At 66.8% G+C, this 26994-nt stretch carries 23 protein-coding genes; 6 read left to right on the top strand and 17 right to left on the bottom strand.

From position 1 onward, the window contains the following. Position 1 precedes the first annotated feature (1 nt). Positions 2–2062 carry an MFS transporter gene (locus O6P37_RS00700; protein ID WP_269893125.1) on the top strand — a complete coding sequence of 687 codons (2061 nt, stop codon included), beginning with the start codon at positions 2–4 and terminating at the stop codon, positions 2060–2062. Positions 2063–2075: 13 nt separating this feature from the next. On the opposite strand, the gene O6P37_RS00695 is transcribed toward O6P37_RS00700, so the two are convergent. The 4 genes from O6P37_RS00695 to O6P37_RS00680 form a co-directional block, all read right to left on the bottom strand. Continuing rightward, the gene (locus tag O6P37_RS00695) at positions 2076–3428 is read right to left on the bottom strand and encodes an FAD-binding oxidoreductase (protein ID WP_408633084.1); all 1353 of its coding nucleotides are present in this window, start codon (positions 3426–3428) and stop codon (positions 2076–2078) included. After that, entirely contained in the window at positions 3425–6862 is a 3438-nt protein-coding gene (locus tag O6P37_RS00690) for a TM0106 family RecB-like putative nuclease (RefSeq protein WP_269892279.1), read from the bottom strand. The genes O6P37_RS00695 and O6P37_RS00690 overlap by 4 nt, the downstream gene beginning before the upstream one ends. A gap of 118 nt (positions 6863–6980) precedes the next feature. Continuing rightward, entirely contained in the window at positions 6981–7889 is a 909-nt protein-coding gene (locus tag O6P37_RS00685) for a mechanosensitive ion channel family protein (protein WP_269892278.1), read from the bottom strand. A gap of 89 nt (positions 7890–7978) precedes the next feature. Further along, a complete protein-coding gene (locus O6P37_RS00680) occupies positions 7979–8539 on the bottom strand; it encodes an LppP/LprE family lipoprotein (RefSeq protein WP_408633106.1) in 561 nt (186 codons plus the stop codon). A gap of 112 nt (positions 8540–8651) precedes the next feature. Here O6P37_RS00680 and O6P37_RS00675 point away from each other — a divergent pair, with 112 nt between their 5' ends. The 3 genes from O6P37_RS00675 to O6P37_RS00665 are packed head-to-tail and all read left to right on the top strand — an operon-like array spanning position 8652 to position 12251. Beyond that, positions 8652–10328, top strand: coding sequence for a DEAD/DEAH box helicase (locus O6P37_RS00675; RefSeq protein WP_269892277.1), 1677 nt, complete (start codon positions 8652–8654; stop codon positions 10326–10328). Continuing rightward, complete coding sequence (locus O6P37_RS00670) at positions 10325–11491, top strand: acyltransferase family protein (RefSeq protein WP_269892276.1); 1167 nt, start codon at positions 10325–10327, stop codon at positions 11489–11491. Before O6P37_RS00675 ends, O6P37_RS00670 begins: the two co-directional genes overlap by 4 nt. 43 nt (positions 11492–11534) lie before the next feature. After that, positions 11535–12251 (top strand): siderophore-interacting protein, encoded by a 717-nt coding sequence (locus tag O6P37_RS00665; RefSeq protein WP_269892275.1) that lies wholly within the window; start codon positions 11535–11537, stop codon positions 12249–12251. Here O6P37_RS00665 and O6P37_RS00660 read toward each other — a convergent pair. The 5 genes from O6P37_RS00660 to O6P37_RS00640 form a co-directional block, all read right to left on the bottom strand. Further along, the gene (locus O6P37_RS00660) at positions 12236–12820 is read right to left on the bottom strand and encodes a TetR/AcrR family transcriptional regulator (protein WP_269892274.1); all 585 of its coding nucleotides are present in this window, start codon (positions 12818–12820) and stop codon (positions 12236–12238) included. The two genes, O6P37_RS00665 and O6P37_RS00660, sit on opposite strands and share 16 nt — an antisense overlap. Further along, positions 12820–14061 carry a cytochrome P450 gene (locus O6P37_RS00655; RefSeq protein ID WP_269892273.1) on the bottom strand — a complete coding sequence of 414 codons (1242 nt, stop codon included), beginning with the start codon at positions 14059–14061 and terminating at the stop codon, positions 12820–12822. Before O6P37_RS00655 ends, O6P37_RS00660 begins: the two co-directional genes overlap by 1 nt. 475 nt (positions 14062–14536) lie before the next feature. Then, on the bottom strand, positions 14537–15220 hold the full coding sequence (locus tag O6P37_RS00650) for a hypothetical protein (protein WP_269892272.1): 684 nt from the start codon (positions 15218–15220) through the stop codon (positions 14537–14539). A gap of 4 nt (positions 15221–15224) precedes the next feature. Beyond that, the gene (locus tag O6P37_RS00645) at positions 15225–15674 is read right to left on the bottom strand and encodes a hypothetical protein (protein WP_269892271.1); all 450 of its coding nucleotides are present in this window, start codon (positions 15672–15674) and stop codon (positions 15225–15227) included. Continuing rightward, positions 15675–16478: an Emopamil-binding protein gene (locus O6P37_RS00640; protein WP_269892270.1), complete on the bottom strand. Its 804-nt coding sequence runs from the start codon at positions 16476–16478 to the stop codon at positions 15675–15677. Between the two features lie 444 nt (positions 16479–16922). On the opposite strand from O6P37_RS00640, the gene O6P37_RS00635 reads away from it, so the two are divergent. Then, a complete protein-coding gene (locus O6P37_RS00635; RefSeq protein WP_269892269.1) occupies positions 16923–17528 on the top strand; it encodes a TetR/AcrR family transcriptional regulator in 606 nt (201 codons plus the stop codon). A gap of 282 nt (positions 17529–17810) precedes the next feature. On the opposite strand, the gene O6P37_RS00630 is transcribed toward O6P37_RS00635, so the two are convergent. The 6 genes from O6P37_RS00630 to O6P37_RS00605 all read right to left on the bottom strand — a co-directional run bounded on the left by O6P37_RS00630 (position 17811) and on the right by O6P37_RS00605 (position 24496). Then, complete coding sequence (locus O6P37_RS00630) at positions 17811–18656, bottom strand: SDR family NAD(P)-dependent oxidoreductase (protein ID WP_269893122.1); 846 nt, start codon at positions 18654–18656, stop codon at positions 17811–17813. Between the two features lie 274 nt (positions 18657–18930). Next, positions 18931–20625 (bottom strand): acyl-CoA synthetase, encoded by a 1695-nt coding sequence (locus O6P37_RS00625; RefSeq protein ID WP_269892268.1) that lies wholly within the window; start codon positions 20623–20625, stop codon positions 18931–18933. A 77-nt stretch (positions 20626–20702) separates the two neighbouring features. Further along, positions 20703–21101 carry a nuclear transport factor 2 family protein gene (locus O6P37_RS00620; protein ID WP_269892267.1) on the bottom strand — a complete coding sequence of 133 codons (399 nt, stop codon included), beginning with the start codon at positions 21099–21101 and terminating at the stop codon, positions 20703–20705. Positions 21102–21108: 7 nt separating this feature from the next. Then, positions 21109–22290, bottom strand: coding sequence for an acyl-CoA dehydrogenase family protein (locus O6P37_RS00615; RefSeq protein WP_269892266.1), 1182 nt, complete (start codon positions 22288–22290; stop codon positions 21109–21111). Beyond that, complete coding sequence (locus O6P37_RS00610; RefSeq protein ID WP_269892265.1) at positions 22284–23297, bottom strand: acyl-CoA dehydrogenase family protein; 1014 nt, start codon at positions 23295–23297, stop codon at positions 22284–22286. Before O6P37_RS00610 ends, O6P37_RS00615 begins: the two co-directional genes overlap by 7 nt. Then, positions 23294–24496 carry a cytochrome P450 gene (locus O6P37_RS00605; RefSeq protein ID WP_269892264.1) on the bottom strand — a complete coding sequence of 401 codons (1203 nt, stop codon included), beginning with the start codon at positions 24494–24496 and terminating at the stop codon, positions 23294–23296. Before O6P37_RS00605 ends, O6P37_RS00610 begins: the two co-directional genes overlap by 4 nt. 96 nt (positions 24497–24592) lie before the next feature. On the opposite strand from O6P37_RS00605, the gene O6P37_RS00600 reads away from it, so the two are divergent. Continuing rightward, positions 24593–25360, top strand: a complete 768-nt coding sequence (locus O6P37_RS00600; protein ID WP_269892263.1) for a TetR/AcrR family transcriptional regulator — start codon at positions 24593–24595, stop codon at positions 25358–25360. A gap of 33 nt (positions 25361–25393) precedes the next feature. On the opposite strand, the gene O6P37_RS00595 is transcribed toward O6P37_RS00600, so the two are convergent. Then, positions 25394–26173, bottom strand: a complete 780-nt coding sequence (locus O6P37_RS00595; RefSeq protein ID WP_269892262.1) for a thioesterase family protein — start codon at positions 26171–26173, stop codon at positions 25394–25396. A 47-nt stretch (positions 26174–26220) separates the two neighbouring features. Next, a complete protein-coding gene (locus tag O6P37_RS00590) occupies positions 26221–26985 on the bottom strand; it encodes an SDR family NAD(P)-dependent oxidoreductase (RefSeq protein WP_269892261.1) in 765 nt (254 codons plus the stop codon). Positions 26986–26994 lie beyond the last annotated feature (9 nt).

Raw genomic sequence — 26994 nt, 5'->3', positions numbered from 1 at the left:
GATGATGATCGGCTTCTTCATGATCCTCGTCGACGCCACCATCGTCGCCGTCGCGAATCCGTCGATCATGGAGAACCTCGGCGCCGACTACGACGCCGTGATCTGGGTGACGAGCGCCTACCTGCTGGCCTACGCCGTGCCCCTGCTGCTCGCGGGCCGCCTCGGCGACCGCTTCGGGCCGCGCAACATCTACCTGGCCGGGCTCGCGGTGTTCACCGTCGCCTCGCTGTGGTGCGGCCTGGCGGGCAGCATCGAGATGCTGATCGCCGCGCGGGTGGTCCAGGGTGTCGGCGCGGCGCTGCTCACCCCGCAGACGCTCTCGACCATCACCCGGATCTTCCCGCCCGAGCGGCGCGGCGTGGCGATGAGCGTGTGGGGAGCCACCGCGGGCGTCGCGACGCTGGTCGGCCCGTTGGCCGGCGGGGTGCTGGTGGACACGCTGGGCTGGCAGTGGATCTTCATCGTCAACGTGCCGGTCGGCGTCGCAGGCCTGCTGCTGGCCGCCCGGTTCGTGCCTGCGCTGCCCACCAGGAAGAACGGGTTCGACATCCCCGGTGTGCTGCTGTCGGGGCTTGGCATGTTCCTGATCGTCTTCGCCCTGCAGGAGGGTCAGTCGCACAACTGGGCGGCGTGGATCTGGGGCTGCGTCGCGCTCGGCGTCGGCGCGATGGCCGGATTCGTCTACTGGCAGTCGGTGACCCCGCACGAGCCGCTGATCCCGCTGCAGATCTTCCGCGACCGCGACTTCAGCCTGTCCAACCTCGGGATCGCGACGATCGGCTTCGTCGTCACCGGAATGATCCTGCCGCTGATGTTCTACGCGCAGGCCGTCTGCGGGCTGTCACCCACCCGGGCGGCGCTGCTCACCGCTCCGATGGCGATCGCGACCGGCGTGCTGGCCCCGCTCGTCGGCCGCATCGTCGACCGGTCGCACCCGCGGCCGATCGTCGGTTTCGGCTTCTCCGCGCTGGCCATCGCGCTGACCTGGTTGTCGATCGACATGACCCCGTCGACGCCGATCTGGCGGCTGGTGCTGCCGATCACGCTGATGGGCATCGGCATGGCCTTCATCTGGTCGCCGCTGGCCGCCACGGCCACCCGCAACCTGCCGCCGACGCTCGCCGGTGCGGGGTCGGGGGTCTACAACGCGACGCGTCAGGTCGGCTCGGTGCTGGGCAGCGCCGGGATGGCGGCGTTCATGACCTCGCGGATCGGCGCCGAGATGCCCGCGGCCGGGCCGGACCCCGTCGGCGAGGGCGCCGTCACGGCGCTGCCGGCGTTCCTGCACGAACCGTTCGCCGCGGCGATGTCCCAGTCGATCCTGCTGCCGGCGTTCGTCGCGCTGTTCGGTGTGGTGGCCGCACTGTTCCTGCTGGGCTTCGGCGGCTGGTCGGAGCGGGCGTCCGTCGCGGCCGGCGAGGTCGATCCCGAGGCACGCACCGACGTGATGCACGCGGCCGCGCACGCCGACGACATGTACGACGCGTACGTCTTCGACGACGACCACTACCTCGAGTACACGGTGGAATGGGACGACCCGCCGCCCGCGCCCGCCCGGCCGGTCGTGGACGACGACCCCGTCACCGAACCTCTGCCGTCGCGCGTCGAGCATCCGCTGCCCGCCCCCGCCGAGGTCTGGCACAGCGATCCGGTCGAGTCGTGGCACAGCCTGCTCGACGACGACGACGCGCCGGCCGATCCCGGTCCGGAGCCCGAACCCATCCCGGTGCGGGCCGAATCCGAGCCCGATCCCTGGCGCAACATCCTGGAGGCGTTGATGGCCGACGCCCCGCCGGAGCCTTCGGCCGAAATGAACGGTCTCGCGCACAACGGTTTCCATGTCGACGAGGAGCAGCGCCTGCAACTGCTGCCGCAGGTCGATCCGCCGCCGGTCGAGCCGCCGGCACCGTCGCACGACCCGTTCCAGACCAACGGCCACCCCCGTCACCGCCACGTCGAGTCGCCACACCCGAACGGTTCGTCAGGCAACGGGAGGCACTACCGCGACGACCGCGACGAGCACCAGGAAGCGCCGCGCGGCCGTCACTCCCGGCCGTCGTGAGGCGCCGGCAGCCTCAGCGGAACAGCACGGCCGCGTTCAGGTAGCCGGTCGGATCGAGCGCCGCCTTGACCGCCCGCATCGTCGAGACGTCGTCCTCGGTGCGCGACATCGTCAGGTAGTCGCGCTTGCGCGAGCCCACCCCGTGTTCGGAGCTCACGTTGCCGCCGTGCTCGGCGATCAGCGTCATCATCGCCGCGTACAGGTGCTGCTCGGCGGCGGTGTCGACGCGCAGCACGTTGAGGTGCAGGTTGCCCTCACCGATGTGGCCGAACAGCACCGGGATCGCTTCGGGGGCATGTGCTTTCACCAGGCCGGCCGAGGCGGCGGCGAACCCGGCGACCGATTCGAGCGGCAGTGACACGTCGAACTTCAGCGGCGGGCCGTACACGCCGAGGACCTCCAGCACCGCCTCGCGCACCCGCCACAGCCGCTGCTGCGCGGCCACGTCGACACCGACGGCGGGTTCGCCGCTGACGTCGATGTCGTCGAACGCCGCCGCGAGCCGCTCGCCGGGATCTTCGGCGCCTGCGAGTTCCACCAGCAGCAGCCACGGCGCGTCAACCGGCGCCGCGACACCCATCTTCTCGGCGGTCACCGCGCAGGCGCGCCCGTCGATCATCTCGAGCGCCGCGATCCCGTCGAGGTCACGGAACAACCGGCCGGCGGCGATCAACGCCGCGAGGTCGGCGAACCCGCAGACCGCGGTGATCCGGTGTGCCGGCGTCGGATACAGCCGCAGTTCCAGTTCGGTGAGCACACCCAGCGTGCCCTCCGCTCCGACGAACAGCGACGCCAGGTCGTAGCCGGTGTTGTCGCTGCGGACCCGGCTGAACCGGCGCAGCAGCGTGCCGTCGGGCAGCGCGACCTCCAGCCCGAGCACCTGCTCACCCATGTTGCCGTAGCGCACGGTGCGCAGCCCGCCGGCATTCGTCGAGGCCATCCCGCCCACCGTCGCCGAATCGCGGGCCGCCAGGTCGACCCCGAACACCAGGCCGGCGGCCACGGCGGCCTGCTGCACCGATCCCAGGGTCACACCCGCGCCGACCCGCACCCGACGGTCGGCGACGTCGACTCCGCTTGTCGCCGTGAGCCGTTCGGTGGACAGCAGCACGTCGTCGTGCTCGGGGACGGTGCCGGCGACCAGCGATGTCCGGCCGCCCTGCACGGTGACGTGGGCGCCCGCGTCGCGGCACTCCCGTAGGACCTGCGCGACCTGCGCCGCGTCGCCCGGGCGGACCAGGGCGGCGGCCCGGCCGCGGTATCTGCCGGTGTAGTCCACGCTGCGCCCGGCCAGTAGGTCGGCGTCGGTGCTGACGTAGGCCGCGCCGACGACGTCGGACAGCCTGCCGGGCAGCGAGCCGGTCACGACGATGCCACTGTCAGGAACGCGCCGAGCTCGACGAGCCGGTCCGGGGTGGCGGGCAGGTACTCGGTGAGCGTCTCCGCCCGCACGACGAATGCCGCGTACTTGGCCCGGCTGATCGCCACGTTGAGCCGATTCCTGTTGAGCAGGAACGAAATTCCACGAGGAACGTCGTCGATCGACGAGGCCACCATCGACACGAACACCACCGGCGCCTGCTGGCCCTGGAACTTGTCGACGGTGCCTACCCGTACGTCGTCGAAGCCCGCGGTGTCCAGGTGCCGGCGCAGCAGCGTCACCTGCGCGTTGTAGGGCGTGACGATCAGCACGTCGTGCTGGCCCAACGGGCGGGTGCCGTGCTCGTCGGACCACGGCGAGCCGATCAGCCGCGAGATCTCGGTGACGATCGCCGCGGCCTCCTCCGGACTCTCGGTCGCGTTGCCGTCGTGGCGAACAGGCAGCACCCGCACGCCCGGTGCCAGGCCCTCGAGCCGGCGGGCGGCGGTCACCGCCTCGAACGAACGCAGCCGCCCGTCGTAGGACAGCCGCGACACCGCCGCGCACACGTCGGGGTGCATGCGGTACGAGCGGTCGAGGAAGTAACCGAGCTCGGTGGGCAGCGTGTGCGCGTCGCCGACCAGCCAGCCCAGTGCGGAGCAGTCGACGGGCTCGGGGTGGGTTCCGGCGCTGACCTGCGGCAGTTGCTGCGGATCGCCGAGCAGCAGCAGGTTCCCGGCGGCGGGCGCCACGGCGATGGTGTTGGCCAGGCAGAACTGGCCGGCCTCCTCGATGACCAGCAGGTCGAGGCAACCGCGGGGGACCCGGGAGTCGTTGGCGAAATCCCATGCGGTGCCGCCGATCACGCATCCGGTGCGGGCGGCGGCATGCTCGGCGAGGAAGGCCGGGAACTTGGCTTCGTCGAGCACCGTCCAGCCGGGGTCGGCGCCGCCCTTCTTCTTGGCGACGTGGGCGGCGTCCACGCCCGCGGCCAGCACGTCGCGGAACAGGTTCTCCACCACTGCATGCGACTGCGCCACCACACCGACGCGCCAGCGGTGGTCGGTGACCAGCCGCGTGATGATCGCCGCGGCGGTGAACGTCTTGCCGGTCCCGGGGGGACCGTGCACGGCCAGGTACGACGAGTCCAGGTCGAGCAGCGCGGCGGTGATCGCCTCGGTGGTGCCTGCGTCGGTGCCGGGCAGTGGATCCCCGGAGCGGGTGCGTGGCGGCCTGCGCCGCAGGATGTCGACGACGGCGTTGACCGGCAGCCGCGGCAGCCCGGCGGCCAGTGCGGTCGCGGTCGTCTCGATCGACTCCTGCAGCGCCATGGTGCGGATCGGCGGGCCGGGGGTCAACGCGAACGGCAGTGCGTCGAACATGCCGCCGCCCTTGGGTTCCCGCTCGATGACCAGCACCTCGGTGGGCGCCTCGGGATCGTCACACGCCTCCACCCGGACCGAGGCGAACGCCCGCCGGTCGGGATCGTCGGACAGTCCGGCGGGTGCGGGCGGCTCATAGAGGGCGTACATCTCGCGGCCGAGCCCGCCGGCGGCGATCGACCCGGTCAGAGTGACCCAGCGCTGTGGCTTGCGCGCCCGCGGCGGGGTGTGCCAGTCGGTGTGCACCTCGGCGTGCTCGGCGAGGAAGACGTCGGTGGTGTCGGCCCACTCGTCGACCGGGTTGTTGAGCCGGTCGAAATGGGCCCACCAGTAGGGCTTGTCCTCGCGACGGTGGTAGCCGCGGGCGGCGGCCACCATCGCGACCGCGGACTGCTCGGGGGTGCGCTGGGCGGGGTCGTCACCGACGAATCGGGCCAGCCGGCGGGCCAGGTGGTCGTCGGGGTCGACCGTCCCGCCGTCGGTGACGGGCTGGGGGCCGCGCGGCGGCACCGCGCAGTCGATGGCCCGGCAGATCAACCAGTCGCGCAGCTTGCGGGTGGACATGCAGTCGTAGCGGTTGTATTCCTCGATCTCCTTGAGCACCACCGCGGCGTCGTCGTCGCGGCCTTCGGCGCGCAACTCGCAGTAGCGGGCGTACTGCGTGATGGAGTCGGTCGCGGTGGTGACGTCCCCGCTGCGCAGCTGGGCGCCCATGTACAAGGGCTCCAGCGACTTGAGGCTGTAGTTCTCGGTGCCCACCCGGATGCTCTTGCGGACCAGCGGGTAGAGGTCGACGAGCACGCCGCTGCGCAGCAGGTCGTCCACCTCGTCCTCGCCAACGCCGTAGCGGCCGGCCAGCCGCAGCAGCGCCGTCTTTTCGTAGGCGGCGTAGTGGTAGACGTGCATACGCGGGTGGCGCTTGCGGCGCTTGCGCACCATCGCGAGGAAGTCCAGTAGCGCCGCGCGCTCCTGTGCGCGGTCATGCGCCCACAGCGGTGTGAACGTGTCGGCGGTGTCGAGGACGCCGAACAGGTACTCGATACCCCATTCGCGGCCGTCAGCCGTCCAGAGCGGATCGCCCTCGAAGTCGAAGAACACGTCGCCGCGGTCGGGTTCGGGCAGCGCCATCAGCGGCTGCGGATCGGCGATCTCGTAGGGCGGCTTGCCGTCCACCCGCGCGGTGGTCTGCAACCGCGCCTGTGCACTCAGCGCCGTGACCGCCCGGGCGGGGAGTTCGGGCACCGGGTCGCGATGGCCGGCCAGCTCGGCGACGGTGGTGATCCCCGCGTCGATGAGGCGGGCGCGCTGGCTGACCCGCATGCCGGCGACCAGCAGCAGGTCGTCGTGCGCCCGCACCTGGGCGGTGCACTCGGGGCAGCGGAAGCAGGCCCGCACGTCGGTGTCCTCCCACGACACGGGGGCGTCGCGGGCCAGGTGGTGATCGAGCAGGTGCTGCAGCGCGGCGCGGCGCGGCCGGTACACCGGAAGCAGCTCGTCGAGCGCGTACTGCGCCACGGCGCCGTCGCCGAGCACCAGTTCGACCTCGGGTGCCACGTCGACGCCCGCGGCGGTCAGCGTCTCGGCGTAGGCGGCCAGCTGCAGCAGTGCCTCGACCTTGACCGAGCGGGCCAGCTTCGTGTCCCGCAGCCGGTAGCGCCCGTCGTCGTCGAGCAGCAGGAAGTCGGCGAATCCGGCGAAGCGGCCGTCGAACATCGCGGCCTGGTAGATGACCGGCGCACGCCGCTCGACTGCGCTGCGGGTGGCGTCGGCTGCGGCCGTCAGGCCCGCGATGGTGTACTGCGGGCGGCCGATGACGGTGACCGTCGCGTCGGCCGTCGCGCGAATCGCGTCGAGATGACGCTGCTCGTGTTCGTCACCGAGTTGTGCTGTGCGCGCCAGCAATTCATCCTCGACGGCGACCGCGGGCCCGCGGCCCAGCCGGGCGTCGAACGAGCGGAGCAGCGCGTACTCGCAGCGGGCGGCCGCGGCGAGGTCGGAGGCGCTGTAGACGACCAGGGGGTCGGACGTGGTGCCCGGGCCGTCGTCGATGACGAACACGAGGGCAATGCTAGGGGAGTGGGCCGACAGCAGGCCCAACGGCGAGACTGCGGTGAGATCGCGTCACACACCGGATCGGCGATCTCACCGCAGTTTCGCGGCCGGGGATACCTCGGGGTTACCTCTGCGGGCCGCGGTCGCCGTAGCCCTGCTGCGGGTAGTCGCCGTAGCCCTGAGGCGCCTGGTACTGCGGCGGGGCCGCCTGGTGTTGCGGCGGCGGGGGATAGGACGCACCGCCGGCCTGGCCCTGCGGGTACGGCTGTCCGGGGACCGTCGGGGTGGGACCGGTGGGCGTCGGGCCGGAGGGCGCAGTGTTGTGGGCCGGCAGTTGCTGGGTGGACCCTTCCGACTGGCGCCGGTCAAGGTGCTCGCGCATGTTGCGGCCCTCGCGCTCGGCCTTGTCGAGGTAGTCCTCCCAGCGCTGCTGCATCGGCTTGATCAGGCCGCCGCCGACACCGACCACGAGGATGCCGCCGACGGTGGCGAGGATCGCGACGAGGACGGGAAGGGTCACGGTGAGTGCGATGCCGACCTGGTTGAGTGCGGCGATGATGCCGAGCCCGAGGATGAAGATGCTGGCGATGTTCGCGAGCATCCGCCCGTAGGACAGGCCGCCGAGCGCGTTGGACACGATGTCGCGCACGGCCGCGGCGATCGCGGCGGCCACCACCACGATGATGAGCGCGACCAGCAGCTTCGGCAGGAAGGCGATGACGCCGGCCAGCAGGTCGCTGATCGGATTGGAGCCGAACACCCCGAAGGCCAGCTGCAGGACGAACAGCAGCAGTGCGTAGTAGACGATCTTGCTGACGATCGTCGAGGCGTCGTAGTTGCTCTGCTGCAGCGCTTTCTTGATACCGCCGCGCTCGACGGCGCGGTCGAATCCGACGCGCTCGAGCACCTTGTCGATGGCCTTGGCGATGAGCTTGGCCACCAGCCAGCCGACGACCAGGATGACGATGAACGCCAGAAGTTTCGGCGCGAATGTGGCCACCGACCGCCACATGTCTCGGAGTGCGTCCTCCATTGGACCTATCCCTTCACCGGTGTCCCCGAACTATTGACATCGGCGTCATACCCGAGGGGATGTGACGTAAACCACGTATACGTGGTTGGTCAGCCTGTGTTGCCGATCAGCTCGACCCCATTGCCGTTCCAGCGGAACCGCACCACGCTGTCGAGGCCCTCGATGCCGCCGGAATAGCGCAGCGCGACGGTGTCCCCGGTCGACGCCGAGTCCTCGATACCGTTGAACCCGTAGGTGTCGGGCACCCCGGTCGGGATGAACTTGCCCTGGTGGAACAGCACCGCGCGGGTATTCGGGCTCTCGGCATTGGTGTTGGCGCGCACGATCACCGCGGACAGCTGGGCGCACTCGTTGTAGTTCCCGGCCACCGGCTCCGGACTCCAGGCCTGGTTGCTGCGGGGGTCGCGGGGGAGTTCGGACACCGCCTTGGCGATCTCGGGCGCGGCGAGGTTGACCGCGCACGGGTCGACGGGGCCCGCCGGCGCTGCGGTCGTCGGGCCGACGGTCGGCCGGATGGTCGGCGGCGGTGCCGCGCTCGGTGCCGCGGTCGCGGCCTCGGGAGTCTTCGACACCGTCGAATCACTTGCTCCGCACCCGACGAGCGTGACCAGCGCCAGGGCTGCGGCCGAGGCGCCGACGATCCGATTCAGCACCGCTTTCACGTCCCCTTCCACAGGTCCGCACCGTACCGCCGCCGCGCGCGGGGACTGATCAGGCGCGCTGGGCGACCGACGTGCTTCGGCGCACTAGACTTGCCTCGCTATGACGCCGCCTGAACCGGAAGAAACCGGAGCCGAACCTTCATTCGCTGACCTGCATATTCACCCCGAGGTGCTGCGGGCAGTCGCTGACGTCGGCTATGAGACGCCGTCGCCCATCCAAGCCGCCACCATCCCAGCCATGCTGGCGGGGTCCGACGTCGTCGGCCTGGCGCAGACGGGCACCGGCAAGACGGCGGCGTTCGCCATTCCGATCCTGTCGAAGATCGACACCTCGAGCCGGATCACGCAGGCGCTGGTTCTGGCGCCGACGCGGGAGCTCGCCCTGCAGGTCGCCGAGGCGTTCAGCCGCTACGGCGCGCACCTGAAGGTCAACGTCCTGCCGATCTACGGCGGCTCGCCGTACGGCCCCCAGATGGCCGGGCTCAAGCGCGGAGCGCAGGTGGTCGTCGGAACGCCGGGCCGGGTGATCGACCACCTGGAAAAGCGCAGCCTCGACCTCTCACACCTCGACTACCTGGTCCTCGACGAGGCCGACGAGATGCTGCAGATGGGCTTCGCCGAGGACGTCGAACGCATCCTCTCCGACACCCCGGAGTACAAGCAGGTGGCGCTGTTCTCGGCCACCATGCCGCCCGCCATCCGCAAGATCACCAACAAGTACCTGCACGACCCGGTTCAGGTGAAGGTCGAGTCCAAGACCGCGACCGCCGATAACATCACCCAGCGCTACATCCAGGTCTCCGGACACCGGAAGATGGACGCGCTCACCCGGTTGCTCGAGGTCGAACCGTTCGAGGCGATGATCGTGTTCGTCCGGACCAAGCAGGCCACCGAGGAGGTCGCCGAGAAACTGCGCGCCCGCGGGTTCTCCGCGATGGCCATCAACGGCGACATCGCGCAGGCCCAGCGTGAGCGCACCATCGCCTCGCTCAAGGACGGCAAGCTCGACATCCTCATCGCCACCGACGTCGCCGCCCGCGGCCTCGACGTCGAGCGCATCTCGCACGTGCTGAACTACGACATCCCGCACGACCCCGAGTCCTACGTGCACCGCATCGGCCGCACGGGCCGGGCGGGCCGCTCGGGGACCGCACTGCTGTTCGTCACCCCGCGCGAGCGCCACCTGCTCAGCTCGATCGAACGCGTGACCCGGCAGAAGCTCGTCGAGTCCCCGTTGCCGTCGGTCGACGACGTCAATGCCCAGCGCGTCGAGAAGTTCCGGGATTCGATCAGCGAATCGCTCAATGCTCCCGAGATCGGCCTGTTCCGCCGGCTCATCGAGGACTACGAGCGGGACAACAACGTTCCGCTGGCCGACATCGCGGCGGCGCTCGCGGTGCAGGCCCGCGACGGCGCGGAGTTCCTGATGGTCGAGCCGCCGCCGGAGAAGAAGCGCGAACGCGACGAGCGTCCCCGCAAGGAACGCGGTGAGGGCAGGCTACGTGAGCGGCGCAGTGATCTCGCGCTGTACCGCATAGCGGTGGGCAAGCGGCACAAGGTGATGCCCGGCGCGATCGTCGGCGCCATCGCCAACGAGGGCGGGCTCAACCGCAGCGACTTCGGCCACATCACCATCAAGCCGGACCACTCGTTGGTCGAGCTGCCTGCGAACCTGTCCCAGCAGACGTTGAAGGCCCTGGAGAAGACCCGGATCCAGGGTCAACTCATCCACCTCGAACCCGACAGCGGGCCCAAGGCGCACCGCAAGGGCAAGTGACCGCACCGCGAGGCGTCCATGACACCGGGCAGCCGGACGTCGCCCAGGGCGGGCTCGAGTCCGTCAGCGCCGCCGAGCGGGTCGCCTCGCTCACCGGGGTGCGCGCCGTCGCCGCGTTGCTGGTCGTGCTGACGCACGCCGCCTACACCACCGGCAAGTACACCCACGGGTACGAGGGGCTCGTCTACGCCCGCATGGAGATCGGCGTCCCGGTCTTCTTCGTGCTGTCGGGGTTCCTGCTGTTCCGGCCGTGGGTCAAGGCCGCCGCCAACGGCGGTCCGCCGCCGTCGGTGCGCCGCTATGCCTGGCACCGGGTGCGGCGCATCATGCCGGCCTACGTGGTGACGGTCGTCGCGGCGTACCTCGTCTACCACTGGCGCACGGCCGGGCCGAATCCCGGGCACACCTGGGAGGGGCTGTTCCGCAACCTCACCCTGACGCAGATCTACACCGACCAGTACATGTATTCCTTTCTGCACCAGGGCCTCACCCAGATGTGGAGCCTGGCTGTGGAAGCCGCGTTCTACGTTGTATTGCCGCTGTTGGCGTGGCTGTTGTTAGCGGTGCTGTGCCGCCGCCAGTGGCGGCCGTGGCCGTTGCTCGGCGGCCTGGTGCTGCTGGCCGCGGTGACGCCGGGGTGGTTGATCTTCGTCCACACCGTCGACGGGTTACCGGACGGGGCGCGTCTGTGGTTACCGACCTATCTGGTCTGGTTCGTCGGGGGCATGCTGCTCGCGGTCCTCGCCGTGATGGGTGTCCGCTGCTACGCCTTCGCGGTGCTGCCCGTCGCGGTGGTGAGCTACTTCATCGCCTCGACACCGCTTGCGGGAGAACCGACGACGTCGCCCTACGCCTTGGCGCCGGCGATGTGGAAGGCGGCCTTCTACGCCGTGATCGCGACGCTCATCGTAGCGCCGGTCGCACTCGGCGACCGCGGGCTGTACTCGCGATTCCTCGCCAGCAGGCCGATGGTGTTCCTGGGCGAGATCTCCTATGAGATCTTCCTGATCCACCTCGTCACCATGGAACTGGTGATGGTCGAGATCCTGCACTTTCACATCTACACCGGGTCGATGGCGGCCCTTTTCTTCGGCACGCTGGTGGTGACCATCCCGCTCGCGTGGCTGCTGCACCGGTTCACCCGCGTGCGTCCTGTGCGATGACGGACGAGCCAACCGGCAATCTACTAAGGGTAACCTTACCTGCATGGGTGATCAGAAGGCGACGCGCGGCTGGCAGGGCACAGTGCTGAAGCTGTTCCGCGCGGGTGACTACGAGTTCACGGTTACCGGCAAGCGACAGGTCGGCCCGCACTACCTGCGTGTCAGCTTCACCACCGGCGGCATGCTGGCCGGGCGGCCGACCCATCCGACGCAGTGGGTGCGGATGTGGTTCGCCGACGGCGACAAGCTGCATCAGCGCGGCTACACGCTGGTCGACCCCGACCCGGAATCCGACACCGTGGACGTCGAATTCGCGTTGCACGAAGGCATCGCCTCGCAGTGGGCCGAGGACGCCGAGCCGGGCGACGCCATCGAGGTGACGGTGTTGGGCAGCAATTTCGCCCTGCCCGAACCACGGCCGGCCGGCTACGTCATCGTCGGCGACACCGCGTCGCTGCCGGCGATCAACTCACTGCTCGACGCCATCGGCGACGCACCGGCGCGGGTGTTCCTCGAGGCCGGCCACGCCGACGACAAGGACCTGCCCGTGGCGCGCGACGTCGACATCACGTGGGTGGACCGGGAGAACGCCGGGGCCGGGCTGGTCGACGCGGTGACCTCATCGGCGTTCGACGCCGCCGACCACTTCGGCTGGGTCGCCAGCGACAACCGGACCACCCGTGCGGTGGCCAAGGTGCTGCGCGAGGAGTACGGGATCCCACGAAAGTCGATCAAGGCGCAGGCCTACTGGGTGGCCTGACGGCGACCGGGCACCACCGTCGGCACCACGAACTGGGTCAGCATCGCCCGTTCGTCGGCCTCGTCGCGGCCGGGGAACATCAGCAGCGACGTCAACACCCGCACCAGCCAGCGCGCCCGCCGCTCGACGTCGTCATCGTCATCGACGCCCAGCGCCTTGACGAACGACTCGACGAGTGCCTTGACGACCTCCGACTGCTCGGCCATCTGGCCGCCGATCGGCCGCTCCGTCGAGGCGAACCACGATGACATCGCGGGGCTGTCGCGGACGCTGGCGACTGCGGTCAGCACTCCTTCGACCAACCGCTCCGCCGGGTCGGTCAGTCCGCCCACTCGACGCGCCAATTCCTGATAGAGCCGCTGGGCCTCGCGGTGCACATACGATGCGTGCAGCGCGTCGCGGTTCTCGAAGTACCGGTACAGCGTGGCCCTCGAACACCCTGCGGCCTTGGCGATGTCGTGCATGCCGACGGTGGCGGCGTCGCGTTCGGCGAACAGCTGCTCTGCGGCGTCGAGGATGCGGTCGGCGGCGACCTCGGTGCGCCGGTCGGCCAGCCAGTCGCCCGGCATCAGGCGGTGACGGTGAACGGCACGGACAGCGGGCGCCGCACGTAGCTGCCGCCGGCCCACACGACGCCCGACTCGTCCACCTCGAATTCGGGGATGCGGGTGAGCAACTCCTCGAGTGTCACCCGAGACTGCATGCGCGCGGCCGCGGCGCCCAGGCAGTGATGTGCGCCGTGGCTGAAGGTCAGGATGTTGCGCGGCCGGCGGGTCACGTCGAGTTCGCCTGCGTCGTCGCCGTACTGGCGTTCGTCGCGGTTGCCCGAGCCGTAGAGGAACATCGCGCGGCGGCCCTCGGGGATGGTGGTGTCACCGATGGTGACGTCCCGGGTCACGGTGCGGCCGAGCATCTGGACGGGGGAGGTGAGTCGCAGAAACTCGTCGATGGACTCCGGAATCAGTTCGGGGTTCTCCGCGAGCAGCCTGCGCTGGTCGGGCCGCTGGTGCAGGAGTTGCACTGCGCCGCCCAGCATTCCGGTGGTGGTGTCGTTGCCGCCGGTGACCATCGTGAATGTGAAGGCCAGGATCGACAGCACACCGGCGATGTCACCGTCGGCGCCGACGCCGGCCGCGACGAGGTGGGACACGGTGTCGTCCTCCGGCTCGACGCGCCTGCGTTCGATCAGCGCGGTGAAGTAGGCCATCATCGCGCCGAGGGAGTCGCCGAGGGTCTCCAACGCGCCGCCGAGCCCGCCCTCGGCGGTGTTGGCGGCGACGATGGCGTCGGTCCAGCCGTCGAACTGGTGGCGGTCGGCCTCCGGCACGCCGAGGTAGTGGGCGACGACCATCGACGGCAGCGGTTTGAAGAGTTCGGCGACGATGTCCCCGCCGCCGTTGGAGCGCAACCCCTCGATGCGCTCCACGACGAACTGGCGGACCTTCGGCTCGACGGCCTCTACTTGCCGCGGGGTGAAACCTCGTGACACGAGTCTGCGGAATTCGGTGTGCACGGGCGGGTCCTGCATGACCATCGGTGGATTGTCCTGCAGGCCGATCAATTCGAGTTCGCCGTAGTTCACGGTCAGGCCCTGGGCCGACGAGAAGGTCTCGTGATCGCGTGCCGCGGTGAAGATGTCGGCATGCCGGGAGAGCACGTAGTAGTCGTGCTCGGGCTGGTTGCGGGGAATCACGTGGTGCACCGGGTCGTGATCCCGCAGCGCGCGGTACATCGGCCACGGGTCCGCCCAGGTCTCGGCGTCGGCGAGCTCGAAGCGCGCCGCCGACTCGTGAGACAAAGTCACTGTCATGTCTCATGCCTACGACAGTTGGCGAGCGATGTCAAGGGTGGTGTAGCTGGCAGGCAGTTCGCCCGGCGATCGTGCGGGGTCCCAATCTCGGTTCCATAATCTCAGCCGAGATGTCATGCCGATGTCATTCATGACATTTGGCCCGGGATTCCGTATGCCTTTTCAACTGTGGTCGGCTGGGCGTTGCGCCATCACCGACGTCGCCTTCGGACAATGAGGCGCGTCCGCACGGCGTACTCGCGTCCGTTCGGGAGACATTTACGGGCGACAACGAGAACCGCAAAAGGCCAAGGGACGGTAGGCGCTCGCCCCTTCGTACCCAGGCGCGTCGAATCTTCTCGGCTCAACGCCACTTCGAGGCGGGATCGATCAGCGCCAGCCGCCACGCCCTTTGCGACTGCTTCGGCGTGTATCCGCGGCCGTAGCCGGTGACCGGGAATGGCGGTCGGTTCGTGCGCAGGGCGAGCCGTGCGCCTCAACGATTCCACTTGTTTCTGTTGAGCGCGTAGAGCCACGGCAACAGGATGAACGGAGTGATGAACCAGATGTTGTAGGCCCACCAACCCACCACGCCGAATTCGTTGTGCGTGAAGCGAAGATCATAATCTTGGGTGATGTTGACCAGGTAACCGAACCAGGCGAAGGCATACATCCACGACGTCATGATCATGAAGTCGAAGCCCCAACGCTTCATCTTCAGAAATGCCCACGCGGCCACGAGCCGTATCGGGAAGAGGGCCGCAACACAGAGAAGACCCCATGACTTCTCACCAGCGCCGCCGGATCCCCCCAGCATCAAGGTGTTGAAACCGATGTAGTAGCCACCATCGAACATGCGGCCGAACCCGGTGGAGAACAGTTGCATGAGGAACGTGGAGTTTGCCCCGGTCTCCAATCCCCATCCCATGAAGAAGAAGCTCGCGTCGACGAGGGAGAAGACGCCGAGGATCGTCACGGAGAAAGGTCTGTGCGGCTCACCAGCGGCGTACGCGCGCCGCAGCATCAGGCACGCGATCGCGACGATGACCAGCCCGGGCAGGCTCAGAACGCATGTACCGAGAACGATTGCGCCGAACAGGAGCACTCTGTCTGCGCGGCGGGTGAGGGGTCCTTCGGCTACAGCGACAGACTGCGCCGGCGACGACTGGATGCCAACCATGAGATCACCAACCGTATTTCGTGATGATGAGGGGCAGCACTGCTGAGCCGAGCAGGGCAGAACAGACCAGGCAGACGATCGCTGAACCGACGATCGCCTTGTTGAGCGCCGGGATCTCGATAATGTAGAGGGGCTGCGCGGCAAGGTCTTCGGCCGATAGCGTCGGATCAGGTTCGTCGCCGAGCCGGGAGCACAGCCACTGCCACCCCGCCAGAATCAGCGCCAGGACTGCGAAGGTGGCCAGGAAAGCGGCCGTATCGACGACCCAACCGTTGCCGACGATGGGCTCGGTGGGCAGCACGGCGCCGGAGACGAGGCTGTGTCCCCGCACCACGCCCATGACCAGGTGCAGTCCCAGCCATCCACCGAAGACGAGCACCGACGACCAACCCAGGGCGATGATGGCTTGGCGGCGTCGCCGCAATGCGGTGCTCGACATCAGGTGCGCGGACATTTAGGCACTTCTCGCGGGCTGGGACGCACCGAGGTCAGCCCCCGCCAGTGTCGCGCCCTCGTCGAGAACCTGAGTGCGGTACAGGTATGCCAGCTGCTTGATGATGAAGGGAATGCTCACCAGCGGAGCCACCAGCCACGGAATGTTCATGAACACGAACTTCAACGCGAAACCCCAGAACCCCTGTTCTATGTTGGCGAAGCCGTCGCGGGCTTCAGCGACGTAGTAGATACCGAAGACGGTGAGCATGTTGACCAGCGAAACCATGCTCCACCACAACGCGTTGATGCGTTTGGGCACGTCGTCACCGGCAGTAAGAAGGCGCCACCACTGATTGATCATGACGATGCCGCCGATCACGGCGAAGGTCTCCATGCCGAAGAGCCCAGCGTCGCTGATCAGATACCGGGTGTCCGCGGCGCCGTAGAACCACCACAACCAACCCCATCGATCCTGCTCGGTCAGGTTCATCAAACCCGCAGCGTCACCGACCAGCCAGGTCAGTTCCCAAAAGATCTGGCTGGCAGCGGTAATGGGAAACCAAATGATCATGAACTCATTGGCCTTCTCCAGCGATGTGCGATTCTCGCCGGTAGCATCCCACCACGCGGCCGCCATCGGAATGATGATCGGAACGCAAATCGCCGCCGCCGCAATGAAACCGGTGGGCTCCATCGGCCACACCCCGATACCGACCAAGACCACAGGGACCACCGAAATCAGCGTTCCCAACACCGAAGTCCAGATGTAGATCTGCTTGCGGTGGTGCGCCCACGGGCGGCTGAAGTCATGCCGTCGACTCATCGGACATTCCTTTCTAACCCCACAAAGCATGCGCTAACGCATAACGCGGAGGTGATTTAACAGAACGACGATTCTGCATGGAAGCTAGCACCTCGGCGGTGCCCGCCGCAATGGATTCGGGACCTGCCGCTGCCGTAAGATGCGGGCAACAGCGGCAGCCACGCCGCCATGCACAGAGAAGCCTGTTCTGCGGGCGGGTTCGTGCCGGACACGCGAAACCGGCCCCCTATGTCCGCCCATCAGCGAATATCGGCTCCCTGAATCGGTCCTCGACCTGATGGGGACACACCTACCCACCACGAGCGGACGGCAGTGACGTGCTACAGCTTGAGGCGCCGTCGGCTACTGTGACGATCAGCGGTTCTGCTGAAGATATGGAAGGTTCTGCATATGGGAGCAGCGAAACCACGCGGGGTGCCCAGCATGCGAGATGCCCGACGCCAGATGTATCGCCAGCAGATCTTGATCGCCGCAGAGTATGAGTTCGCCCGCACAGGGTTCACCGAGGCGAAAGTCACCGCGATCGCCGCTGCGGCCGGGGTCTCGCTGGCCACGGTCTACAAGAACTTCGACGGCAAAGACGAGATCTGGGACGTCCTGCACGCGCAGCGGATGAACGAATTAGTTGATTCGGTCCGGGTTGTTTCCGCGACAGTCACCTCACCCCTGAAGCGGCTCCACCTGGGCGCGCGCGCCCAGGTGGAGTTCTTCGCGGCCAACCCGAACTACCTGGCGTTGCATGTCAAGGAGGGCCTCAGTTGGGCCACCGCCATGGGCGGTGGGGACGCCGGCCGAGGCGGGCAACGCTCGACCTGGCGGGCGGGCCTGGACATGCTGACCCACGGGGTGCAGGCGGCCATCGACGCCGGTGAACTGCCGGAAGGCAGACCAGCGATCGTCGCCGCGCTGATGGTCTCAGCACTGCAGGTATGGCTGACCGACTGGTTCGTCAGCGGTCGCGACCGTCCCGCAGCTGAGGTGGCTGATGAGTTCCTCGACTACCTCAACGCCCAGTTGCTTCACTCCGCATGGCACCTCGAACGCACCTAGCGACAACGCTCCCATCGCGACGTGCGAATCACCCCTTACGGGTGAGCCTTCAACGACAGGGACACCATGGTCGACACCGCCCGCGCCGCCGACAGCATCACCCTGCCACCAACCCAAACCAACGGCGCCGACTTCCCGGCCTACCAACCCGTAATGGCGAGTGCACGCTGTCTCTCTCGGTTCGCATCCAGGTTCACAGGCGAGACATGCTGCACGTGAACTGTGCTCGACAGCGTGGCGCGGCGGTGCTATGACGGGTGATCGGTTATCCACCGAAATGTGTCAATGTTGGCCTCTCTTGAGGCGCGAGTGAGTCAGTCGCGCAGTACGGCCCAACAACTCGACGTATCCGGCGCCCATCAGTCGTGGCAACGCAGCAGCTGCCCGACCGTCAGCACCAATGAGGATCCGACCACGGTTCTTTTCGGTGCCTCGAAGTATCAAACGGGCAGCCCTCTCTGCAGTTGTGAGGGCGGCCCGCTCGAAGACTCGTGCGGCGAAGTCGGCGTCGGGCTCGGTCTCCGCAGTGCGCATGTTGGCGCCGAAATTGGTCTTCACCACTCCCGGGTGCACGCAATGGACGGTGAGTGGTTGACGCTCGATGATCATCTCCTGGCGTAGTGCTTCGGTGAATCCCTGAACCGCAAATTTTGAGGTGCTGTAGGCACCTTGATATGGCACGGCGATCAGACCGAAGATGCTGGAGACGTTGACCAGCACGGAGGGTTTGGTTGCGCGCCCGGACTCGATGAGCTGTGGGAGAAATGCTTTGGTTCCGTTGACCACACCACCGATGTTGATGCCGGTGAGCCAATCGAAGTCTGTCCAGGACATCTCTGCAACGCTGGCATAGAGGTCGACGCCGGCATTGTTGAACAGCATTGAAGCAGGCTGCAGCTCTTTGCGAACTTGCTCGGCGCAAGCGAGCACCCATTCGCGGTCCGCCACGTCGACCTGATAGGCCGTCACACGCTCTGCTCCGCAAGCTACCTGCGTTTCTGCCAAGCCCTGCGCACTGATATCCCAGGCCGCGACGTGTGCGCCTCGTTGCGTAAGTGCGATGGCAAGTGCTCGGCCGATCCCCGAGCCTGCTCCCGTGACGACCGCCACGCGGCCGCCATGATCCAACGCGGCAGGTTTGCCGGCTTTTCTCATGCGCGGACTCCGCATGCGTCCGCGGGCGGCTGTGTCGGGGTTTGCAGGCCTCCGACGCGGTTGGGGATGGGGCAATGCCGGATGACGGCGGTTGCGTCGATGATCATGTTCTCGGGGGACTCCTCAGGTTGGCTGAACAGCGCACGTGAGCGCCCCTCACCGCACTCTCGATTAGTGCTTCATCGCAACGGTATTGCTGACTGCGAGCGGTTCAGGGGCGCTTGAGGTACCGGTTGGTGACAGGTGCTCATGAATTACAAGGTTGAGGCCCGTCGGATGGGACGGCCGCTTGGGCCTTCGCCCACACGTAGTCAGCCTTGCCGGCCGGGCTGCGTTTGATAGCGGCCCGGTAGACGATTGCTTTGGGCAGTTTGTAGCGCGCCAGACTCTGGGCTGCGTGGGCCATCAGATCGGCACTCTCTGTCGCCGCGTCCGCGGCGAGCGCAACGACGGCCACTACTTCTTGTCCCCACCGGTCGCTCTCGCGGCTGGTGACCACCACGTCGGCGACGAGCGGGTGAGAAGCCAGTGCCATCTCCACTTCTTCGGCGAAGATCTTTTCGCCGCCGGAGTTGATGGTCGCCGAATCCCGCCCTAACAACTCCACCTCGTCGGAGGTCACGTGACGAGCCCGATCACCGGGCACGGCGTAACGTTCGTAGCCGAGGACCGGAAACGTTGCCTCGGTCTTTTGTTCATCTCCGAGGTAACCCAGCGGAACCCAGCCTCGTTGAGCAAGCCAACCGATTCCTTCGTGGCCCGGTGGCAGCACCGCGTCCAGGTCCTCCGAGAGCACGCAGGTGTCCCGCCCGGGTATGAACCTGCCTGTCGACACGGACCCTGCCATCGACATGTGTGTCAGTTGGGCACCGGTCTCTGAGGAACCGACACCGTCAAGGACGATCAACCCCGGGCGTGCGTCGATCAGGCTTTGTTTGATGGAGGGAGTCAGTCGCGCCCCACCGTTGCCGATGACGACCAGCGACGACAAATCGGCGTCGGTGCTGTGCATCGCCTCGGCAAGTGGTCGGGCCATCGCGTCACCGACGATGGTAGCGACGAAGACTTTTTCCCTCTCGATGGTGGAAAGCACCGTCATGGGCTCGAATCGCTCTGCCAAAGGGGGGAATACGACCGTCTGTCCCGTGGTGAGAGCGCACATCACGGCCCACTGTGCTGCACCGTGCATCAGGGGCGGGAGCACCAATAATCTGGTGGGTGTCGAAGCAGCTGCCCGGGCGACTAGGTCGGGCAGCGTGCCGGCGGGCTCACCGCTGGTCAGATCGCGTCCGCCGAAAGCGGACATGAAGATGTCGTGCTGTCGCCACAGCACCCCTTTGGGCATGCCCGTCGTGCCCCCGGTGTACAGAATGTACAGATCGTCGGGCGACGGCTGCACCGGCGGCGGCTCTGCTGGTCCCTGTTCCACCAGGGATTCGTAATCGACGGCACCCTCCAGCAGCGGGTTACCCGAGGAGTCAGCTATCTGGATGAGCACACGCAGGCGCGGCAAGGCCGACAGAACTTCGGCCAGCGCGGGAGCCAATGCGGAGTGGTAAACCAAGGCTGTCGCCCCGGAATCTTCGAGCAAATAGAGCAATTCGGCTTTGGTGTAACGGTAGTTGACGTTGAACGGCGCCACCCGGGCGCGAAATGATCCCAGGATGGACTCGACGAACTCGACACCGTTGTAGGCGTAGATGCCCAATAAGTCCTGCCCGACCTGATGGCGGTGTAGGCCAGATCGTTCGGTATGGCATCCTAGACCGCGCGAATGCAGGTACGCGGCGAGCCGGTTCGAGCGTTCGAGGGTTTGCGTGTAAGTGTGCCGGCGGGCACCGTGCACGATGTATTCGCGATCAGGGATGGCATGAGCGACGGCCTCGGCTACTGCCGGTACGGTGAATCTTGTTTCGAGTGTTTGGTGAGAATCGCGCGACACTGATCGTCCTTTCGGGTTGACTTGGAAGCGGCACCTCGCGGGCACCGACGTATCGGCCGTAGTCCGAATCGCATTGATCAACCTTCATACGGCGTTTGGCTCAGGCCCTCAGGGGTGAGAAATTGGCATTGGCGGCGCCGGATTTGCCAGCCGTTGCTTGCGTTTCGTACCAGCTCGTCGTCGTAGATCGCCGATCTGCTTTGCCCGGTTGACACGTCGACGAAGAGGATCTGTGAGCGGGCGTGGGCGGTATCGTCTTGGACTTCAACGACTGCGGCGCCGGTGAGGTGTAGGCCCTTGGGGGCGCGGATGAACATTCGGCGGATGCGTTCACCGGTCAGGGTTTTGCCGTAGACGATGTACTCAGCGTCGGAGGTGAACAAACGTAGACATCCGTCGAGGTCCTCGACGTCGAGCGTCAATGCATATCGAGCCAGCACGTCTCGGACGGCGTCTGCATCGGTGTGTGTGGTCATTGCTTCCTCACCAGGATCGGGGGAGTCCGAGCAGTTGGGCGGCCAAGACGTTGCGGATGATCTCGGAGGAACCCCCCGAGATGGTCAGGGCGCGGGACCACAGGAATGCACGCCTCCATCGGTCGTACACGTCGAATCCCTCCGGCGTGAGGCGGCCTGATGCTGCCAGAGTGATTGCATAAGTGCATAGTTCGACGTTGAGTTCGGTGTATGCGAGTTTGGCGCTCATTCCGTCGGCGGGGATGTCGAGCCCGCGGGAGAGGCGGTCGACGGCGCGTCGGGCCAAGCCTTGTGCGGCGGCTACGCGCGCAGTGAAGTCGGCAAGCGCATCGCGGACGGCGGGGTCTTCAATGGCCCTCGTGGCGCCGTCGAGTTGAAGGTGCCCGGCTAGTTCGACGAGGTCATCGAGGAGCAACTCGAGCATCACGGCATTGGCCCCGACGTATGCGCGTTCGGATGCTAGACCGGAATTGACCACAGCCCAGCCGCCGTTGAGTTCGCCGAGCACGTCGTCGGCCGACAGCCCGACGCCGTCGAGATAGACTTCGCAGAACTCTTCTGAGCCGGTCATCTCACGAATCGGTCGGACGTCGATGCCCGGACTGGCCATGTCGACGAGGAAGACCGTCAGTCCCGCGTGGGGGCGGGCGTGCGGGTCGGTACGGGCTATCAGCACACCCATTTGGGACCACTGTGCGTCGGTGGTCCATACCTTCTGCCCGTCGACGCGGAATCCGCCCCCGGGGAGCGCGGTGGCCTTTGTAGATAACCGGGCAAGGTCGCTGCCGACGCCCGGTTCGCTGAACAGCTGACACCAGATGTCTTGGCCCGTCCGGATCCGGGGCAGGTAGCGGTCCCGTTGGGCGTCAGTGCCAAACGTGATGATCAAATGTGCAGCGAGAAGCACCTGGTCTATTGGCCGCGGGGCGCGGGCCCGGACGATCTCCTCCATGACGATGGCGTCCTGCCACGGGGTATGGGCCTCATGGCCACCGTGGTCCACGGGCCATGACCTGCCCATCAGGCCGGCGTCGAACAGATCGCGATACCACCGGCGAAGCGCAGCTTCGGTGTCGCTGTCACGGGGGACCCGCGCGCCGTCATACCAACGCCCGGCAGGGGCGTGCGTGGCGACGAAATCCTGTACCTGGCTTCGGAATACGTCCGGGTCGGGCGACGGTGTCACCATGGGCACAGCTCGGCGAGCTGCCGCGCGGGGCGCCGGGACCCTCGACCGAGGGCGGCGTTGTCCACGACGCGGCGCAGGTAGAAGTGGTGACCGAATTCCCAGGTGAAGCCGATGGCGCCGGTGAGCTGCACACAGTCGCTGATGACGTCTGCGCTGCGACCGGCGAAGAACGTCTCGGCGGCGGCGCGGCGGCGGTCGAGGTCTCCGGCTCGGGTGTCGAAAGCCGTGATCGCCGCGTCCAGCAGGATCCGCATCTGAGTGGCGACGATGGCATGGTCGACCAGGCGGTGTGCCACAGCCTGGTACTTTCCGATTGGAACACCGAAAGCGCTGCGCTGTTTTGCGTAGTCGACGGTGCGCTCGAGCACATAGTCCACGCAGCCCAGCGTGTCGGCGCAGTAGAGCAGCGTCCGGGCGGCCAAGGCCAACTCTGCAACCTGCGATGGGGAGGACTGCACCACGGTCAGCGGGGTCTCGTCCAATCGTGGTGTGCCGGTGCACCGACTGACGTCCAATGAGGGGGCTTGATCAAAGGATGCTGCGTTAGACGGGACACGGAAAATCTGGTGGGATCTCGTCACGACGAACAGCGTTGTGTTCCGCCCGACCGCGACGCTCGGGTCGAGACGGCCATTGCCGGTGCCTGTCGGGGTGATGGAGATGTCCCCGCCGATCGCGACAGCAGCTGGCCCGGTGAACGTATCGGCCAGATCGACTTCATCGACGAGGTTACTGAGCAGGAAGGCGGCGGCCATCGCATCCGGGCCTGGGCCGGCGAACAAGGCTCGGCCGAGTTCCTCGGCGACCACCGCGGCCGAACACAATGACCCCTCTGGCGGTTCGATCGCCGACCACAGATCCTGTGCAGTCAGGCGATCCCATTCGGTCTCCCAACCCGACGGTCCAACGTCGTTGGGCAATGTTGCGCGGCGTGCGCTGAGGTTTTCGCGCGTCGATTGTCGCAGCAGCAGGAGTTCTTCGGCTGTCGCGAGGTCGCCGCTGGTCACCGGCGACGGATCGGGACGTTGGAGTAGCCGGCAACGCTGGTCATCGATACGCGATGCAGACCGGCTCGGTCCACCGCGTAGTCCGGGATGAAGTCGAGAAGCCGATCAAGGGCTTCGGCGCTTTCCAGCCTGGCCAGCGCCGCGCCAAGACAACTGTGGATGCCATATCCGAAGCCCAGGTTCTGGGCCTGGGTTCGATCACGGTTGATGTCGAAGTCATCGGCGTGCGGAAATGCTCGCTCGTCACGGTTCGCAGACGCAGCCAGCAGCATGACGGCGCTTCCCTGTGGAATCGTGATGCCGTGCAGCACAACCTCTTTGCGGGTTGTGCGCATGTCGTACTGAACGGGGCCCTCGAACCGGAGAACTTCATCGATAGCGGCGGGAATCTTGGTGCGGTCGGCACGCAGGTGTTCCCACTGGTCGCGGTGACGGTCGAACAGCACCATGGCGGTGCCCACCAGTTTCGTGACGGTTTCGGCACCCGCTCCACCCAAAAGCGTACAGAATCCGGCGATCTCGATGTCGTCGAGCCTGGTGCGGGTACCGTCGTCGCGGTCGACCTCGGCGTGGATCAACGCGCTGATCATGTCGCCCTCAGGATCGGCGCGGCGCTGCTGGATCAGGTTGTAGTAGAGCAGCCCGGTCTGGGTCATCGCCTCACGGCCCGCCTTGCTCAGGGTCGACCGTCCGGGCCCGCGCTCCAAGGCGGTGTTCAGCCACAGCCGGATGTTCTGACGGTCCGCTACAGGAACGCCGAGCATGGTGGCGATCACTTCGACCGGGAACAGTGCCGAGAAGTCGGCCACGGCGTCGAAGCTGGACGGATCGACCTGTGACAGGTAGTGGTCGATGCGTTCTCGCACGACGCTTCGCTGCGCTTCGATGGCTCTCGGTGTGAACACCTTGTTGACCAGGCTGCGCATTCGGCGGTGGTCGGGGGGGTCCATCCAGATGATCGACTGCGCCATGGCGTGGGTGCCAGACTTGATCTCCTCGAGGGTGACGCCGTTGGCAGAGGAATAGGTGCTGAAGTCCTTGAAGGCGGCAGCCACGTCTTCGTGGCGACTCAGTGCGTAGAAGTCGTACTGCTCGTTGTAGTACACAGGTGCTTCGTCACGCAGGCGTTGGTAGATCCCGAACGGATTGATGAAGTACTCATCGGAGAACGGGTCGAACACCAGGGCTGACTTCGTCACGGAGATGTCCTTGCTGTACGTGGCCGGGAACTCGTCACTGGAGTAGAATTGCACAGTACAGTGTATTTTGCACTATGGCATGGGGATTGTGCACGTGTGGTGCTGGTATGCCAGCATCTACCTGCAGAGACCGCAGAAAGTCGACTCGACCTGGTGATGGGACTTCCGATGACTGGCCGCTCACTGCAACGCCGGACGGAAGTCGCCGGGAATCCCGGTTCGGCCCTGCCCGCCGAGACTGACGAGGCGGTTGCGGGGCGTGGACCTACCCGTGCCAAATCCATCGCGAAGCGTCAGCGAATACTGGACGCCGCGGCGAAACTCTTGGTTGCCCGTGGGTCGGCGGACTTCCCGTTGCAGGAGGTCGCCAACGAGGTCGGGATCTATGCAGCGAGCATCTACTATTACTTTCCCTCCCGCGAAGATCTCATCAACGAGGTCATCATCACCTCGCTTGACCGGTATTACGGCCGGATCACCACGGCGATCGCAGCTCTGCCGGCGGACAGCACGCCTCTGGCCAAAGTTCGTGAAGCCATCCGCGTTTCGGTGGAATTGAGCACCAGCGCAGATGACTATTCGGTGGCCTACGCCCGGGTCATTGACCAAGATCCCGCACGCATTCGCGATGAGATCCGTCGACATCGCCGTGACATTCGGGACATGTGGTCCCGGTTGCTCAGCGAGGCGCAGGCCGCTGGGGAAATTCGGCCCGAGATCGACCTGGACCTGCTGCGCCACTTCATCGCCGGCGCAACCCACTGGGTCACCAACTGGTACAAGCCGGGTGGCCCCAACGCGCCTGGCGAGATCGCCGACGAGTTGTTGGACGTCCTGCTCAACGGTGTCACTCCGGCGTCCTAGCGCCTCAGGTCTGGTCGCCCTCAGAGTGCCGACTCAACGAGCGAACGGTGAGCTGAACCGGGAGTCGGCCAGTGCCGTCGCCATCGCGTGGCCGATCGGACCGATGGCGTCGAACAGGGTCGCGACACCGGTGGCCACGCCGTCGTGGCCAAGGTGTGATTGTGCCGCAATGCCCACCAATTCGCTTTCGGGTAGCCGGCTCAGCGTCACTGTGCAATCGATGTTGATGAACCGCATCCCTGCGGTACCCCAGTGCATGACGGTGCTCGTGACATCACCAGCCATCGCCGCCCTGGTGAAGCGGCTCAGTACCTCGCCGTCGATCAAGGGCCGGGTTTCGCGCAGCCAGGCGAACTTTGGCGCTGATCCGTCGGATCGGCGCTTGTCGGCGCCCCATCCACTCGCGTGCACTGCGAACGGCGACTGCTCACTGTGTGGCATCGGCACCGGCGGGGCAGGGATGGTGACCTCGCGTGACCACACCTGTTGGTCCGGGTGTTCGCCACGGCGCAGGAACACCGCACTGGCGCGGGCGATGAGGTTTCCGCGCTGCGTCAACGTGGCGTCGGCCAGCCGAATGCGACCACCCGCGCGGACCAGCTCGGCATCCACGTCGACGGGCTCCATCAGGGCCGGCCGCAGCAGGTCGACGGTCAGCCTCGCTGGCTGGAAGGCGGCGTCGCCGGCAGTACGCTCCAACGTCGCGCCCAGGAGCCCGCTAAGGACGTGCCCCGAGACAGCGCCCCCCCACGGGCCCTGAGCCACCGAGGTGGGCACGATCACGCCGCCGTCGCGAACGAGGTATGCCCCCATCGCTCGGCTGTCTGGCGCCACTGTCGGGTCCGCGGCATTGGCGTGACTCACTTGCGCATTCCTCCGCTCACGGTCAGGTCGTCACCGGTGACGAATGAGGATGCGTCGCTGGCCAGATACAATGCTGGACCGACGATCTCGGTCGCGTCGGCCACCCGCTGCTGTGGGTTCAGTGCGGCCAGCATCTCGAAGAACCCAGGCTTGGCGCGATCGGCGCCACGGGTCATGTCAGTCGCGAACGGGCCCGGGCTCAAGATGTTGACCCGGATCTTCCACGGCGCCCATTCGCGCGCCATCGTCACCGTGAGGTTGCGCAGCGCCGCCTTGGATGCGCCGTAAGCCACTGACGTCGAGGTCGTCGCGTACGCGGCCATCGTGCCGATGTGGATGATGCTGCCGCCGCTGCCGTCACGCATCACCGGCGCCACGCATTGGCTCATCCGCAGCGGTCCCTCCAGGTTGACGGCGAACACCTTGCGCCACAGTTCCAGGGGTACCGCGGCAGCGGTCTGGCCGGCAGGGTTGATCCCCGCGTTGTTGACCAGTACGTCGATGCGCCCGAACCTCTCGGCCACCCGGTCGACGAAGGTGGCTGCGCCATCCCAGTCCCCGGCGTGCCACGCCATCCCCAGCACGTCCACTCCGGTGGCACCTGCGATGTCGGCGGCGACGGCGTCACACCGTCCCTGATCACGGCTGCTGACCACTACTGATGCTCCGGCACGGGCGAAGCCCTCAGCCATCGCCCGGCCCAGCCCCTTAGTCGAGCCGGTCACCACCGCCACTCGGCCAGTGAGGTCGAACAGATCCACCAGTGAACT

Origin of the sequence: Mycobacterium hippophais (assembly GCF_027529605.1) — a bacterium.
Lineage (GTDB): Bacteria > Actinomycetota > Actinomycetes > Mycobacteriales > Mycobacteriaceae > Mycobacterium > Mycobacterium arseniciresistens.
The sequence above is the reverse complement of the archived record's forward strand: the minus strand, read 5'-3'. Positions and strand labels throughout refer to the sequence as shown.